At 65.5% G+C, this 13,645-nt stretch carries 13 protein-coding genes; 6 read left to right on the top strand and 7 right to left on the bottom strand.

Going from position 1 to position 13,645, the window contains the following annotated elements:
• Window positions 1-13 precede the first annotated feature (13 nt).
• From MF134_RS22875 to hisB, 4 genes are read right to left on the bottom strand one after another with little or no spacing between them, the layout of a single operon-like run.
• Complete coding sequence (locus tag MF134_RS22875; RefSeq protein WP_255341706.1) at window positions 14-517, bottom strand: methyltransferase family protein; 504 nt, start codon at window positions 515-517, stop codon at window positions 14-16.
• Window positions 518-530: 13 nt separating this feature from the next.
• Window positions 531-1,184: an imidazole glycerol phosphate synthase subunit HisH gene (gene hisH, locus MF134_RS22870; RefSeq protein WP_255341705.1), complete on the bottom strand. Its 654-nt coding sequence runs from the start codon at window positions 1,182-1,184 to the stop codon at window positions 531-533.
• Complete coding sequence (locus MF134_RS22865; RefSeq protein WP_255341704.1) at window positions 1,184-1,681, bottom strand: DUF2628 domain-containing protein; 498 nt, start codon at window positions 1,679-1,681, stop codon at window positions 1,184-1,186. The genes hisH and MF134_RS22865 overlap by 1 nt, the downstream gene beginning before the upstream one ends.
• Before the next feature lie 22 nt (window positions 1,682-1,703).
• Entirely contained in the window at window positions 1,704-2,312 is a 609-nt protein-coding gene (hisB, locus tag MF134_RS22860; protein ID WP_255341703.1) for an imidazoleglycerol-phosphate dehydratase HisB, read from the bottom strand.
• Between the two features lie 375 nt (window positions 2,313-2,687).
• Between hisB and MF134_RS22855 the strand changes: the two genes are divergently transcribed.
• The 3 genes from MF134_RS22855 to MF134_RS22845 all read left to right on the top strand — a co-directional run bounded on the left by MF134_RS22855 (window position 2,688) and on the right by MF134_RS22845 (window position 6,124).
• Window positions 2,688-4,658 carry a putative bifunctional diguanylate cyclase/phosphodiesterase gene (locus MF134_RS22855; RefSeq protein ID WP_255341702.1) on the top strand — a complete coding sequence of 657 codons (1,971 nt, stop codon included), beginning with the start codon at window positions 2,688-2,690 and terminating at the stop codon, window positions 4,656-4,658.
• A gap of 84 nt (window positions 4,659-4,742) precedes the next feature.
• Window positions 4,743-5,618 (top strand): bifunctional helix-turn-helix transcriptional regulator/GNAT family N-acetyltransferase, encoded by an 876-nt coding sequence (locus tag MF134_RS22850; protein WP_255341701.1) that lies wholly within the window; start codon window positions 4,743-4,745, stop codon window positions 5,616-5,618.
• 98 nt (window positions 5,619-5,716) lie between these two features.
• On the top strand, window positions 5,717-6,124 hold the full coding sequence (locus MF134_RS22845) for a DUF1810 domain-containing protein (RefSeq protein ID WP_255341700.1): 408 nt from the start codon (window positions 5,717-5,719) through the stop codon (window positions 6,122-6,124).
• Between the two features lie 70 nt (window positions 6,125-6,194).
• On the opposite strand, the gene MF134_RS22840 is transcribed toward MF134_RS22845, so the two are convergent.
• The 3 genes from MF134_RS22840 to MF134_RS22830 all read right to left on the bottom strand — a co-directional run bounded on the left by MF134_RS22840 (window position 6,195) and on the right by MF134_RS22830 (window position 8,981).
• Window positions 6,195-7,754, bottom strand: coding sequence for a globin-coupled sensor protein (locus MF134_RS22840; RefSeq protein ID WP_255341699.1), 1,560 nt, complete (start codon window positions 7,752-7,754; stop codon window positions 6,195-6,197).
• Between the two features lie 288 nt (window positions 7,755-8,042).
• Entirely contained in the window at window positions 8,043-8,576 is a 534-nt protein-coding gene (locus MF134_RS22835; RefSeq protein ID WP_255341698.1) for an ankyrin repeat domain-containing protein, read from the bottom strand.
• 129 nt (window positions 8,577-8,705) lie between these two features.
• A complete protein-coding gene (locus MF134_RS22830; RefSeq protein ID WP_255341697.1) occupies window positions 8,706-8,981 on the bottom strand; it encodes a hypothetical protein in 276 nt (91 codons plus the stop codon).
• A gap of 220 nt (window positions 8,982-9,201) precedes the next feature.
• On the opposite strand from MF134_RS22830, the gene htpX reads away from it, so the two are divergent.
• From htpX to MF134_RS24135, 3 genes are all read left to right on the top strand, one after another.
• On the top strand, window positions 9,202-10,260 hold the full coding sequence (gene htpX / locus MF134_RS22825; protein ID WP_255341696.1) for a zinc metalloprotease HtpX: 1,059 nt from the start codon (window positions 9,202-9,204) through the stop codon (window positions 10,258-10,260).
• 2 nt (window positions 10,261-10,262) lie between these two features.
• On the top strand, window positions 10,263-11,639 hold the full coding sequence (locus tag MF134_RS22820) for an RsmB/NOP family class I SAM-dependent RNA methyltransferase (RefSeq protein ID WP_255341731.1): 1,377 nt from the start codon (window positions 10,263-10,265) through the stop codon (window positions 11,637-11,639).
• Window positions 11,640-11,823: 184 nt separating this feature from the next.
• Window positions 11,824-13,521, top strand: a complete 1,698-nt coding sequence (locus tag MF134_RS24135; protein ID WP_255341695.1) for a heparinase II/III family protein — start codon at window positions 11,824-11,826, stop codon at window positions 13,519-13,521.
• Window positions 13,522-13,645: the final 124 nt, after the last annotated feature.

Here is a 13,645-nt window from a genome sequence, read left to right as displayed (position 1 = left end):
CGACGATCCGGCGTCAGAGCCAGCGGCGCGTCTGACGCTTCAGCGCGCGGTAATCCTCGCCGAACTTTGCTTCGAGATAGCGCTCTTCGCGCAGGATCACGCCGTAATGGATGGCAATCAGCGCTGCGACGAGGAGGGCCAGCGTCAGCGCACAGTCGAACAGGATGGCGATGCCGCCATAGACGAGCGCCATGCCGAGATACATGGGATTGCGAGACAGTCGGTAGATGCCCTCCGCCACCAGGGCCGTGGAGGGTTTCCAGGGCTCCGGATTGGTCTTCGCCCGGCGAAAGCCGAAGAGCGCGGCGCCGACGATACCGCCGCCGAGAAGGATGGCGACCACCCCCACCGGCCAGCGCAAAGCAGCCGGCCAGCCGAAATCCAGGCCGCCGACGAAAGCATGGAACAAAAGACCGAGGAGCAGCGGCACGGCGAAGATCAGGGGCGGCGGGGCGAGGACGCCCGGCGTATCCCTGCCCTCTGGCTCGGTCGGGGAAGTCTTGGTGGACTCGCTCATGACGCTCGCTCGCTCACGGTGTCCAGGCGAGAAAATTCGCCAGAAGCTTCAAGCCCAATGTCTGGCTCTTTTCGGGGTGAAACTGCGTGCCCGCCTTGTTGCCGTCGGCGACCATCGCCGTGACCGGCCCGCCATAATCGGCCTCCGCCACCACCATGTCGGGGTCTTCGGCGGCCAGGTGATAGGAATGGACGAAATAGGCGTGCAACCCGTCCGGACCGGTCGGAATGCCGTCCAGAAGGGCGTGGTCGTGGCGCACATCGATCGTGTTCCAGCCGATCTGCGGAACTTTGAGAAGCGGATCCTCCGGCACGATCTTGACGACGTCGCCGGGGATCCAGCCGAAGCCTTCGGTGATGGTCTTTTCCAGCCCCCGCGAGGACATCAGTTGCATGCCGACGCAGATGCCGAGAAACGGCCGGGCCTTCTCCTCCACCGTTTCGCGCAGGGCGGACACCATCCCCGGCACTGCGTCGAGGCCCGCGCGGCAGTCGGCATAGGCGCCGACGCCCGGCAGGATCACCCGGTCGGCTGAGCGCACGACCTCGGGGTCCTCCGTCAGGACCACCCGGGCCGAACTGCCGCTTTCCTGCGCCGCCCGTTCGACCGCCTTGAAGGCCGAGCGGAGATTGCCGGAGCCGTAATCGATGATCGCGACGGTTGCCATCAGTAGATTCTCGCCTGAAACTGCCTGCCGCCGGAAAAGGAGGCGAAACTGTTGCCCGGGCCGCGCCAGGGTTCGGCCCTGAGATCCGGCTGGGTCTCGTCCTCCCGATCGTCCTCTTCGAGGTCGGCGGTGTGGCGGTGATAGTAGATGATCTCGGCCTCCTCGCGATCGTCCGCCTCAAAGGCGGCCGCATCCTGCCAGCCCTTGCGTCGCAGCTTCGCGGCCCGGAGGCTGGGGCCCTCCAGGCCGATGATCAGCCCGATGAGAAAGGACAGGATCGCAGCGCTCAACTCATAGCCTTGAACCTCGCCGAGAAAATTGATCCCGACGATGAGGACGAGGACAATGATCCCGGAGAACCACAGCCCGTATCTAAAGAGCCAGAGAAAGGTGAAGAGGAAGGCGAAGAAGGAGAACCGGTCCTTGACGAAGATCGCCGCTTCGGACGGTCCGGATTCCTCTTCTGCCGGTGGCTCGAAGACCATGTAGCGTGTCATAGGTCCCCCCTGTCGCCGGACGTCATGCCAGGAGGCCCTTGGTGGAGGGAACGAGATCGGCTTGGCGCGGATCGATCGCGATCGCATCGCCCAGGACGCGCGCCACGGCCTTGAAGCAGGTCTCGGCGACATGGTGGGCGTTGGCGCCGTAAAGATTCTGGATGTGCAGCGTCACGCCGGCGTTCTGGGCGAGTGCCTGGAAGAACTCGCGCACCAGCTCGGTGTCGAAGGTGCCGATCTTGTGGCGGGAAAATTCCGCCTGAAACACCAGGAAGGGCCGGCCGGAGACGTCGATCGCCGCACGGGTGAGGCATTCGTCCATGGCGAGATCGAGCGAAGCGTAGCGCCGGATTCCACGCCGTTCGCCGAGCGCACGGCGGATCGCCTGGCCGATCGCGATGCCCGTATCCTCGACCGTGTGGTGGTCGTCGACATGGAGGTCCCCCTCGGTGGCGATCTCCATATCGATCAAGGAATGGCGCGACAGCTGCTCCAGCATGTGATCGAAAAAGCCGACGCCGGTAGCGATCGTCGAGCGGCCGGTGCCGTCCAGGTCGACCCGCACGCGGACCTTGGTTTCCTTGGTCTCTCTCTCGATGACGGCGTCGCGCCGCCCGGCTGTCTCTGCCATTGCCTGCCCCGGCTGTTTTCCTGTCGGCACATTCGGCTCCGGCGTAAAACGCCGCATCCTCAGAAGCGGCCGGATCCCCGGTCTTGCCGCCTTTTGCCCCGACATATCCCGCACCGTCGTGCTTTAACGCGGCTTTGACCTGTGTGAAAGGCCGATGACGACTCTGGTCGCATCGCACGGTCGCCTTTTTGGGGACTTTTGCATTGTGACTGCAGGCTTAAGACTTCGCTAGCTCTGTCTTGAATCGCTCCAGACAAACCTCGGATTCTTTACGCCTCTCGCCTTAGTTTTGGTCCGATTCCGGGTCCTACGGGTGGGCTGAGTGACGTGCCGTTGTTTATCCATACTGCTCCCGACAGTTCCCACGAGGGGAACTTGACGATACCGCTCAAGCGAAACCTGCTCGCGGTCGCGCAGCGCAACTACTACCCTAGCCTGTTCGTCAATTTCTCCGCATCCGTGGGTATCGCGCTGATCTTCGCTGAGGCTGGCGAAAGCTGGGTCTGGACGTGGCTCGGCCTCGTGACGACCATGACAGTTGCCCGGATCGTCTGGTTCGAGGCGATTGAGGTCAAGGCGGCTGAACTGGAGACGCTTGAGGAAGGCGAAGCGATCTGGCGGCTGCGCCATCTCGCCGCCGGCACGCTGTGTGGCGCAGCGCTGTGGATGGTCTTTACCTGGTATGGTCTCGCGGTCGCCGACCAGCGCCAGCAATATACCGCCTGCATTATCGCCACGGCCATGGCGGCCGGTGCCGTCGGCGTCCTCGCGCAGTATCCGGTCGCCGGCAGGTTCTACATTCTGATGATCATCCTGCCCGCTTCCGCCAGGCTTGTAACGAACGCCGAGCCGGAACCCATTCTGGCCCTGCTCGGCCTGATCTTCGCCGGCGTCATGCTGAGCGGGCACAGGGCGAACAGCAAGGTCCTCATGGACTCCATTCGCCTGCGGGGCCGCAACGCAGCCCTCGTCGAAGAGGTCATGCGCACCAACCAGGACCTCGAGCGGCGCGTCACCGAGCGCACCCGGACGCTCAGCCGCCAAGCCCATCAGGATCAGCTCACCGGCCTTGCAAACCGCCGCGGACTGCGTCGCTCCTTCGCCAATTGGGTCGCAGACGGCGGATCCTCGGCGAAGCTCCTGTTTCTCGATCTCGACCGCTTCAAGCAGATCAATGACGGTTTTGGTCATGCCGCCGGCGACGAGGTTTTGCGGACCGTCGCGATGCGAATTCGCCGGGTTTGCGGCAGGGACGCCGTCGAACTCGCCCGCTGGGGCGGGGACGAATTCATCTGCCTTGTCAAATGGCCGGACGATCAGTCGTGTTCGATCGGATCGCTGGCGGACGCGATATCCCAGGCACTGGCGGAACCGATCAAGATCGACGACATGATCTGCCAGTCCATGGCCAGCATCGGCATCGCAGCCTATCCGCAGGATGCCACCGATCTGGAGGAACTCATCAACCGGGCGGATCTGGCGAGCTGCGAGGCAAAGCGTCAGGGGCGGGGCCAGTATCGGATCTATGACCGCTGCTTCGCGGAGGCACTCGAGCGTCAGGCGACGATCGCGCGCGACCTGGACGAGGCGATGACGAATGGCGAACTCTCGCTCGCCTATCAGCCGATCGTCTCGGCCCGCAGCGGAGAATTGCAGGCTTTCGAAGCGCTTCTGCGCTGGCAGCATCCGGACCTCGGAATGATCCCCCCGGACGAATTCGTTGCGGTGGCCGAGGAGACCGATCAGATCGGCCCGCTGGGGCGCTGGGTGATTGAGCGGGCCTGCGGAGAGGTGTCGCGATGGATCGCCGTCAACGGTCCGGTGCGGATCGCGGTGAACGTGTCCGTCCGACAGCTGCTCGTGGACAGTTTCGCGAGCCACGTCATGGAGACTCTCGAACACTACCGACTGCGGCCTGCCGATCTGGAAATCGAGGTCACCGAATCGGCTTTTGCTTCGTCCCACGAAGCCCAGGTGCTCTTGGCGCTGCGGGCCCTCGACGATGCCGGTGTGACGATCGCCATCGACGATTTCGGAACGGGCTACTCCTCCCTCTCCCGGTTGAAGGACTATCCGGTCCATCGCCTGAAGATCGACCGCAGCTTCGTCGCCGACGAAAGCGACAAGACCCGTTCGGTGATCGAGGCGGCTGTGCTGATCGCCAAGCGCTATGGCCTGGCGATCGTTGCCGAGGGGATCGAGACGACGGAACAGGCGCGTCTCATCGCCTCGATGGGGGCGGACGAGTTCCAGGGCTATCTGATCCGAAGGCCGGGTCTGTTGACCGTGAGCGGGCTCACGGCACCATGGCTCGACGGCCCGAAGTCCGCGCGTAGCGCGGCGTGACAGGCGGTCGGCCTGCGGGACCCACGACACGAACAGACCATCGCAGAGATTGACCGCGAATTTTACCTGACTTAAGTCAGGTAAATGCAGACCGATCCCGTTTCCCGCTTTCGCCGCTTTGCCCGAGCCGTCACTGCCGAGGTCGGGGCGCTGGACTCGTCCTTTCTCGGCCGGGGGCGCCCGCTCGGGGCTGCTCGCGTCCTCAATGCGATCGGGCAGGGGCGAGCGGACGTCGCCGAGATCCGGGCCTATCTCGGCCTCGATTCGGGGTTGATGAGCCGGTTGTTGCGCGGTCTGGAAGAGGAGGGGCTGGTCGTCACGCGGCCTGATCCCGGCGATGCGCGCCGCCGCATCGTCAGCCTGACCGACGCCGGACAAACCGAATTTGCGGCCTATGAGCGGCTGTCCGACGAGAGGGCAGAGGCGCTTCTTTCCCGCCATGCGGACCAAGACGCGTTGCTCGCCGCGATGGACCGCGTCGCCTCGGCGCTCTTGCGTGAGAAGATCGAGATGAGGGAGGTCGATCCGCGTGCGCCGGAGGCCGTCCATTGTCTCCAGGCCTATTATGGCGAACTCGCCCGTCGCTTCCCGCAAGGCTTCGAGGTGTCACTCTCCCGCGATCCGGAAGCGGGCGCCATGGTTCGCCCGCGTGGGAGTTTCATCGTGGCGTTTTCGGACGGCCTGCCGATCGGTTGTGTCGGGCTGAAGGGTACCGGGGCGGACTATTCCGAGATCAAGCGCCTCTGGGTTTCGCCGGCTGCGCGCGGCCTGGGCCTCGCGCATCAGCTCATGGCGCGGATCGAGGCGATCGCCCGGGAACTGTTCATCACCGTCCTGAGGCTCGACACCAACAGCGCCCTGCCGGAGGCGGTCGCGCTCTATCGCCGGGCCGGCTTGCGCGAGATCGATCGCTTCAACGACGATCCCTATCCGGACCATTTCTTTGAAAAGCGTCTGTAGCGCCTAGCTTCCATGCTGGAACAGGATGCGCGCTTGAAAGCGTCGCCTCCATTGCCGACGACGTTCAAGCCGTTTCCGGCCTGGCGGGAGATTCATTCATGGCGTTCGACCACTTCGTCGCGGCGCAGGCACCGATCTACGAGACGGCGCTCGGCGAACTGAAGGCCGGCCGGAAGACGAGCCATTGGATGTGGTTCGTCTTTCCCCAGATCGAGGGGCTGGGCCGCTCGCCCATGGCCCAGCGCTATGCGCTGCACTCGCTCGACGAGGCCGCGGGATATCTCGCTCACCCGGTTCTGGGCGAGCGGCTGCGCGAATGCAGCCGGGCGGTGCTTGCCCATCGGGACAAGTCGGCCCACGCGATCTTCGGCTTGCCCGACGACCTCAAATTCCATTCCTCAATGACGCTCTTTCATCGGGCGGCGCCGGATGAGGAGGTCTTTCAACGGGCGCTCGAGGCCTTCTTCGACGGCGAGGAGGATTCGGCAACGCTCGCGCGCATCTGAGTGCTACCGTCGTCGAGAGGCTGGAGGGACGGCCGGCAGCGCACTCTGCTACCAGCCCTTAACCACTGCTTTACGCGGCCTTTGACCGAGGTTGCGCCGCATGGCGGGGCGCGGCCGGCTTGTCCCAATCGTCATCCGACTCATGCCGATGGGTGTCGCCGCCGTTTCCGGCCGTGCGGATCGCGACCATCGCCTGGAGAAGTTCGGCGGCGGCGTCCTTCAGGCTGGCGGCGACCGCAGCCGACTCTTCGACCATCGCGGCGTTCTGCTGGGTGCTCTGATCCATGTGGCCGATCGCGCTCGAAATCTCGGAAATCGCGCCGGCCTGCTTGTTCGCCGTCTCCGCGATCTCGGAAACGCTCGTGGTGATCTCGGCGGCCCGCGAGACGATCGTCTCGATAGCCGTTCCGGTTCCGGTCACGAGTTCGACGCCCGACGCGATTTCGCGAGAGCTCTCCTGGATCAGGCTATCGATTTCCTTGGCGGCTTCCGCCGAACGCTGGGCGAGCGCTCGCACTTCCTGGGCGACAACGGCAAAGCCCTTGCCGGCCTCTCCGGCCCGTGCCGCCTCGACACCGGCGTTCAGCGCAAGAAGATTGGTCTGGAACGCGATCTCGTCGATCACCGTGGTGATCGTGCCGATCTTGGACGAGGACTGTTCGATCCGGTCCATGGCGGCGACGGCGTTCTTGACCACGGCTTCGACGCTTTGTGCCTCCTGCATCGAACTCTTCACCAGCGAGGAAGCATGCGAAGCCCGGGTTGACGCGTCGCCCACCGAGGATGACAGTTCCTGCAAGGCCGCCGTCGTTTCTTCGAGGCTCGCCGCCTGCTGTTCCGTCCGGCGGGCCAGATCGTCCGAGGCGACCGCAATCTCGCCCGCGCCGCTGCTGACCGCCTCGGCCGAAGACCGGGCCGCGCCTGCGATTCCACCGAACGCCTCGATCGCGCGGTTGAAATCGTCCTTGAGCCGCTGGAATTCGGGTGGGAACTCGGCGTCAATCCCGCGGGAAAGATCGCCTTCTGCGAGGCGCGAGAGGCCACCGCCGATCTCTTCCATGACCTGCGCGCGCGTGGCTTCCGCGCGGGCCTTTTCCGCGTTGAGGCTCTTTTCCATCGCCTCGCGGGTTAGGATATTCAGATAGTTGCAGACCGACAGTTCCACATCGATCATCGCCGCCCGAATCAAGGCTTCGAGCGAGGCGGCGGCTTCATCGGGCTTGCTCTTGGTGAAGAGTCCGCTCTTCGGCCACATCTCCTTCACGACCAGGCGCGCAAGCGTGCCGAGCAGCGCCCCGTAGCCAGAAATGAACAGGTTCGGTTCCAGCCCGACCCGCACATGCGCCGCTCCGATGCGATGGGCGCGCTCGCGATGGGCCTCGCCGAGTTCGCCGCGGGCAATGGACGCCCAGTGGGACTTCTGCTTGCTCTGTGCCCCGCGCATGTGTTCGTCGTTCGTGAAGAACGCTTTCATCTGCGGATTGGCGCGGATGACCCCGTAGAACTCGTCCAGCGCGGTCTCAATGTGCTTCTCGACGATCGGAGTGATGCGCTTGAGCTGCGTCAGCTGCTCCGATTCCATCATATGGGCCGCTTTGGCACTGTCCTGCGGAGTGTCGAGATTCGTCATCGGGGCATTCAACCTGCAATGGAGAGAAGTGGGGCCGCGACGCATCACGATGCGCTGGACCGCGAGGCCACCCTGCGCCGAAGAGGGTTACGAACCTCTTTACCCTTTTGACTTCTCCCGACAATTTTTGGCGTAAGATTTAGTTGAAAAACGCAATTTTTTCTGAAATTTACATACTATAATCTTGCGGCCCGAAACGTTGTGCTCGGTGCATCCGGTATGCTTTGTCGGTCTTGCGGCGGCGATCGTCGCAGTTCAGACAGCGAACCGTTTGTTGGCGGAGGCGCGCTAGCTCGCCTGATCCTGCAGTTCGGCGAGCCGCGCACGCGCCTCGGTGGCGCCCATGGCCGTCGCGGCGCCGAGCGCAGTCATGCCGTCCGCCCTCTGCGCAATCGGGTCCGCGCCGCGCTCGATCAGGAAATCGATCAGCGCAACCCGGTTGAACATGGCGGCGACCATCAAGGGCGTCCGCCCATCGTCGCCTGCGCCGTCCACCGCCGCACCATGATCGATCAGCAGGCGCGCGATCTCCATCTCTCCCTTGAAGGCGGCACCGGCCAGAGGCCGCTGGCCGCGGTCGTTCTGCCGTTCGGGATCGGCGCCGCGTTCGAGCAACAGCTGCGTGGCATTCTGGTGGCCGTGATAGCTGGCCAGCATCAACAGGCTGTCGCCCTTGTCGTTGGTCAGGTCGACCGGGATGCCCGCATCGATGAAGGCGCCCAGCGTTGCCGTGTCGCCGCCGCGTGCCGCGTCGAACACCCGCCCGGCGATCGCGATCAGCTCGTCTTGTTCGTTGTCGGCGGGCGGCAGAGGATCGTTCACTTCATCGTCTCCTATTGCATTGGCTTGGGGCAGTGAGTCTTGAGGGGCGCGATCCGGGTTATCAGGCGCGACCTCTCCCAGCATCGGCCGCGGGCTTGTTCGGCTTTCCCGTCAAGCACACAATGTCGATCAGGACTTCAGTTCGCCCCACGCCGGATCCCATTCGATCCCGACTTCCATCTCGACCAGCACCTCGGCGTCGCCGATCATCTCGCGTTTGTTCTCGACGGTCCGGAAGGCTTCCTCCGGATCCATCTCCTCGCTCGGATAGACGGTCGGCTCGGCCGGGTCGCCGGTCTCTTCGAGGCCGATGATGAAGGCTTTCACGTCATCGCCTTCCTGGACCAGCCGCACGACGACCTGTCCTTTCTCGCGCTTTCCTTCAAGTCGGCGATAGCTTGCCATGTCGATACTCCGCTGGATCGTCGTCGGTTTCGTGTGCGAGATGTGGTGCCGGTCTCGAGAACCATGGCAAGGCGGAACAATCGTCGACTTCCCCCTTGCTGGCGGCCACGGTCGCCTCCCCTCGCAACGCCGTGCATTGAAGCGGGTTGCGCCGCATCCCAAATTGCTGGGCAACGGGCTCCTGGATTGCCCCTGTCGTCAACGGTGCGAGGCACCTCACATGAACATGATCAAGACGGCGATGCTGATCGCCTTTCTCACCGCTCTCTTCATGGGCGTCGGGCTTTTGCTCGGCGGTCGGGTCGGCATGCTGATCGCGTTTTTCGTCGCGGCGGGCATGAACCTGTTCGCCTATTGGAACGCCGACAAGATGGTGCTCAGGATGCACCATGCCCGCGAGGTCGATCGCCACACGGCGCCGGAACTCGTCCGGCTGGTGGAAGGTCTTGCCCGCAATGCCGGCCTGCCCATGCCGCGGGTCTATGTGATCGACAATCCGCAGCCCAACGCCTTTGCCACCGGCCGCAACCCGCAGAATGCTGCGGTCGCGGCGACGACCGGGCTCCTCCAACGTCTCTCCATGGAGGAAGTCGCGGGCGTGATGGCCCATGAACTCGCTCATGTGGAGCATCGCGACACACTGATCATGACGATCACCGCGACGCTGGCCGGTGCGATCTCCATGCTCGCCAATTTCGGCTATTTCTTCGGCGGCAACCGCAATCCGCTGGGCTTCGTCGGCGTGCTGCTGGCCATGCTCGTCGCGCCGCTCGCGGCGATGCTCGTCCAGACCGCAATCAGCCGGACGCGGGAATATTCCGCCGACCGGCGCGGCGCCGAGATCTGCGGCGAACCGCTCTGGCTCGCTTCGGCTCTCGGCAAGATTGCGAACTCCGCTCGCGGCATCACCAATCGCGACGCCGAGCGCAATCCCGCCACCGCCCACATGTTCATCATCAATCCGTTGAACGGACAGCGGATGGACAGCCTGTTCTCGACCCACCCGGCGACCGAGAACCGTATCGCTGCGCTACGCGAGCTTGCGGCGGAGATGGACGGACAATCGCCGGCGATCGGTACGGCCGGGCGGAGCGACCAGCTCGGCTATGCAGACAATGCTGCCGGCAGCGAGGCCGGACCGTGGTCCCATGGTCAAACGTTCGGTCCCCGTCGAGGGGACGCGCCGCGCGTCGCACCCGATCCGTGGGGCCGTGCCCGCCAGGACCGTGGTTCCGGCTCCTCTCGACGCGGGACCTCCGGTCGAGGGCCTTGGGGTTGAGCGTGCCGCAGGAAAAGCGCCGCCCCAAGCGACCCGCCCGTCCGAAATCCGAAAGCGTCGATGCCAGACCGGGCCTCAAGGCCCGGCAGGTCGCGGCGCGCCTCCTGGGTGCCGTGATCGAGGGCCGGACCTCGCTCGACGGCATGACCGATCCCGTGGGCGGTCATCCGCATTTTCGGGGGCTGGACTCGCGCGACCAGGCGCTGGTCAAGGCGATCCTGCAGGCGGCCTTGCGGTTTCGCGGGTCGATCGAAGCCGAGATCGCGGCGCGCATCGCCCGGCCGCTTCCGCCCAATGCCAGCGCCCTGCGCCATATCCTGCACGTGGGTGCCGCCCAGATCCTCTGTCTCGATGTCCCCGATTCCGCAGCCGTCGATCTCGCCGTCGCCATGTGCGCGGCCGATCCGCGCACGGCGCGCTTCGACAAGCTGGCGAACGCCGTTCTGCGCCGGATCGCTCGGGAGGCCGAGCGCCTGCCGAACGAGGCGGCCGATCCGCGTCGCGACTGCCCGGACTGGCTCTGGAGCCGCCTCGAAGAGCAATGCGGCGCGGATCGCGCCGCCCGCATCGCGACCGCCCATCGGCGCAAGGCGCCGATCGATCTGACGGTGAAGAGCGACGCCGAACTCTGGGCCGAGCGGCTCGGCGGCCGGGCGATCGGCCCCGCCACGGTGCGGCTCGAACGTGTCGACGGGCCTGTGGCGGAGCTTCCCGGTTATGAAGAGGGCGCCTGGTGGGTGCAGGACGTGGCGGCGAGTCTGCCGGCGCGGCTCCTCGGCGACGTGAACGGCCGAAGAGTCGCCGATCTCTGCGCGGCGCCCGGCGGCAAGACCGCCGAGCTTTGCGCGGGCGGCGGCATCGTTACCGCGCTGGATCAGTCGTCCTCGCGGATGAAGCGGTTGAAGGCCAATCTCGAACGCCTGAACCTTTCGGCCGAGACGCTCACGGCGAGCCTCAAGGATTATCGACCGGACGAGCCCTTCGACGCGGTGCTCCTTGATGCGCCCTGTTCGTCGACCGGCACGATCAGGCGCCATCCGGACGTCGCCTACACCAAGGACGAGGCCGAGATCGAAAAGCTGGCAGCCCTGCAGGCGCGAATGCTGCGGGCGGCGGCCGATCTGGTGGCGCCCGGCGGCCGGCTGGTCTTCGCCAATTGCTCGATCGACCGGGCGGAGGGCGAGGATGTGGTTGCCGCCTTCCTGGCCGACCGCGATGATTTCGTGCTCGATCCCGTGACGCCAGACGAACTGCCGGGCTTCGCCTTCGCCGTCACTCAAGAGGGCTTCCTGCGCACCACCCCCGAGATGCTGGAGGGGGACCTCGACCCGGCCGGCGGCCTCGACGGTTTCTTCGCCGCCCGCTTTCGCCGCCGATAGCGCTCTGAACTCACAGGCTTATCCTGCACCTCCGGCGCCGCCTCGCGTGGCCGGGTAGGGAATTCTTTACCTTATCGGCAGAAAGTTGGCGGGGAAGAAACAGCAGGAGTCTCCGCCACGAGGGCGGAACCCTGACGGAGGATGGGGCACGAGTCCCGGCCTGGCCGGGGTCAGGTGAGCTGGAGTGGCAACGGTCTTGATGGAGAAACCGCTGATCGCGGTCCTGACGCTGAGCGAGGCCTGGCGCCGGCTGCGCAGGCGGCTGCGCACGGGGCCGATCCATTACCTGCGCTTCGTCGGCGGGGCGCCCGAGCGCCTGAACGTCGTGCCGCCCAGCCTGCGCACCGGTGATCCGATTACCGCGGAAGCGATCTATGGCGGCCGGTTTCATCTCGCCGGCAAGCTGGTCGAGGCGGGACAGGATTCGATTTTCCGCGTCGCCAGCCCCTCGGAGTGCTTCGAGGCCGAACTCAACGGGTTTTCTTGGCTCAACCACCACGCCGCCGCTGGCGATGCGCTGGCGCGGCAGAATGCGCGTTCGTTGATCGAGGACTGGCTACGCCTGCGCGCCCACCGGCTCAGCGGGCCGGCCTACAAGCCGGAAGTCTCGGCGCGGCGGCTGATCGCGTGGCTGAGCCATGCCGATCTGATCCTCGATGGGGCCAGCTACGATTTCTATCGGCGCTTCCTCAAGAGTCTGATGGCCCAGACCCGCTTCCTGCGCTCGGTCGCAGCCGAAGCGCCGGACGGTCTGCCGCGGCTGATGGTCCGCATGGCGCTGGCGCTCGCGACGCTCTGCCTGCCGATGCCCGCTGGCCGCACCAAGGCCGCTGCCCAGAACCTCGCCGCCGAACTCGACCGGCAGATCCTGCCCGACGGGGGCCATGTTTCGCGCAACCCGGAGGCGCTCGCGATCATCCTTGCCGAGCTCTTGCCCATCCGCGAGACGCTGATCGGGCAGGGGCAGCCCGTGCCGAAGGGCATCTATTCGGCGATCGACCGGATGCTGCCGGCGCTCCGCTTCTTCCGCCATGCCGATGGCTCGCTGGCGCTCTTCAACGGCACGGGGCCGAGCGAGCTGCAGCTTCTGGCGGCATTGATGCGCTTCGACGAGACGCTGGGCGATCCGATCAGTCACGCGCGCCATTCCGGCTACCACCGGCTGACCGGCGGCGGAACGGTGGTGATCGCCGACACCGGCTGCCCGCCGCCGGCCGCGCTGTCCCACAACGCCCATGCCGGCACGCTCGCCTTCGAACTGTCGAGCGAAATGGCGCGGATCGTCGTCAATTGCGGGCGGCCGACCGTCGGGCAACCGGAGCTGAAGCGCCTTGGTCGTTCGACCGCCGCCCATTCGACCGTCACGCTCAACGACCGTTCCTCGTCGCGCTTCGCCGCTCACAGCAATCTCGACCGTTTCCTGGGCTCGCCGCTGGTGCCGGGCCCGACGACCATCGCGCTCGAGGAACTGGGCGACGACCATGCAGCGCGGACCAGCGGCTTCCGTGCGAGCCATAACGGCTATGAGCGCGATTTTGGCGTTCTCCACTCGCGGATGCTGGCACTTTCGCCCGATGGAGGCCGTCTGGAAGGCCGTGACGCCGTGCGCCCGGCGCGGCGAGCCAAGGTGCGCGGCGAGCCGATCACGGCGGCGGCGCGCTTTCATCTGCATCCGAGCGTCAGCGTCGAGACGATCGGCGGCTTCGCCCGCCTCTCGCTGCGGGGTCAGGTCTGGCGGTTCACGGCCGATCAGCCGTTCTCGGTCGAGGATTCGATCCTGTTCGCCGATTCCGCGGGCACCCGCCGCACGCTTCAACTCGTCATCGCCTTCGACCCGGTCCTGACGCCGGAGATTTCCTGGAGCTTCGAGCGCGAGCATTGAGGCGTGGCGGGACGGCTTTCGCCTGATCGTGTCGGGATGATTGCCGGAGAGCCGTGTTCGGTTATTGACGACGTCCGGCAGAGCTAGCCATTGTGCTGGGCGGCTGAAAGAACTGTCAACCCGC

Origin of the sequence: Jiella marina (assembly GCF_024359545.1) — a bacterium.
GTDB lineage: Bacteria > Pseudomonadota > Alphaproteobacteria > Rhizobiales > Rhizobiaceae > Jiella.
Note: the sequence above shows the minus strand (reverse complement) of the source record. Positions and strands in the feature narration are given on the sequence as shown.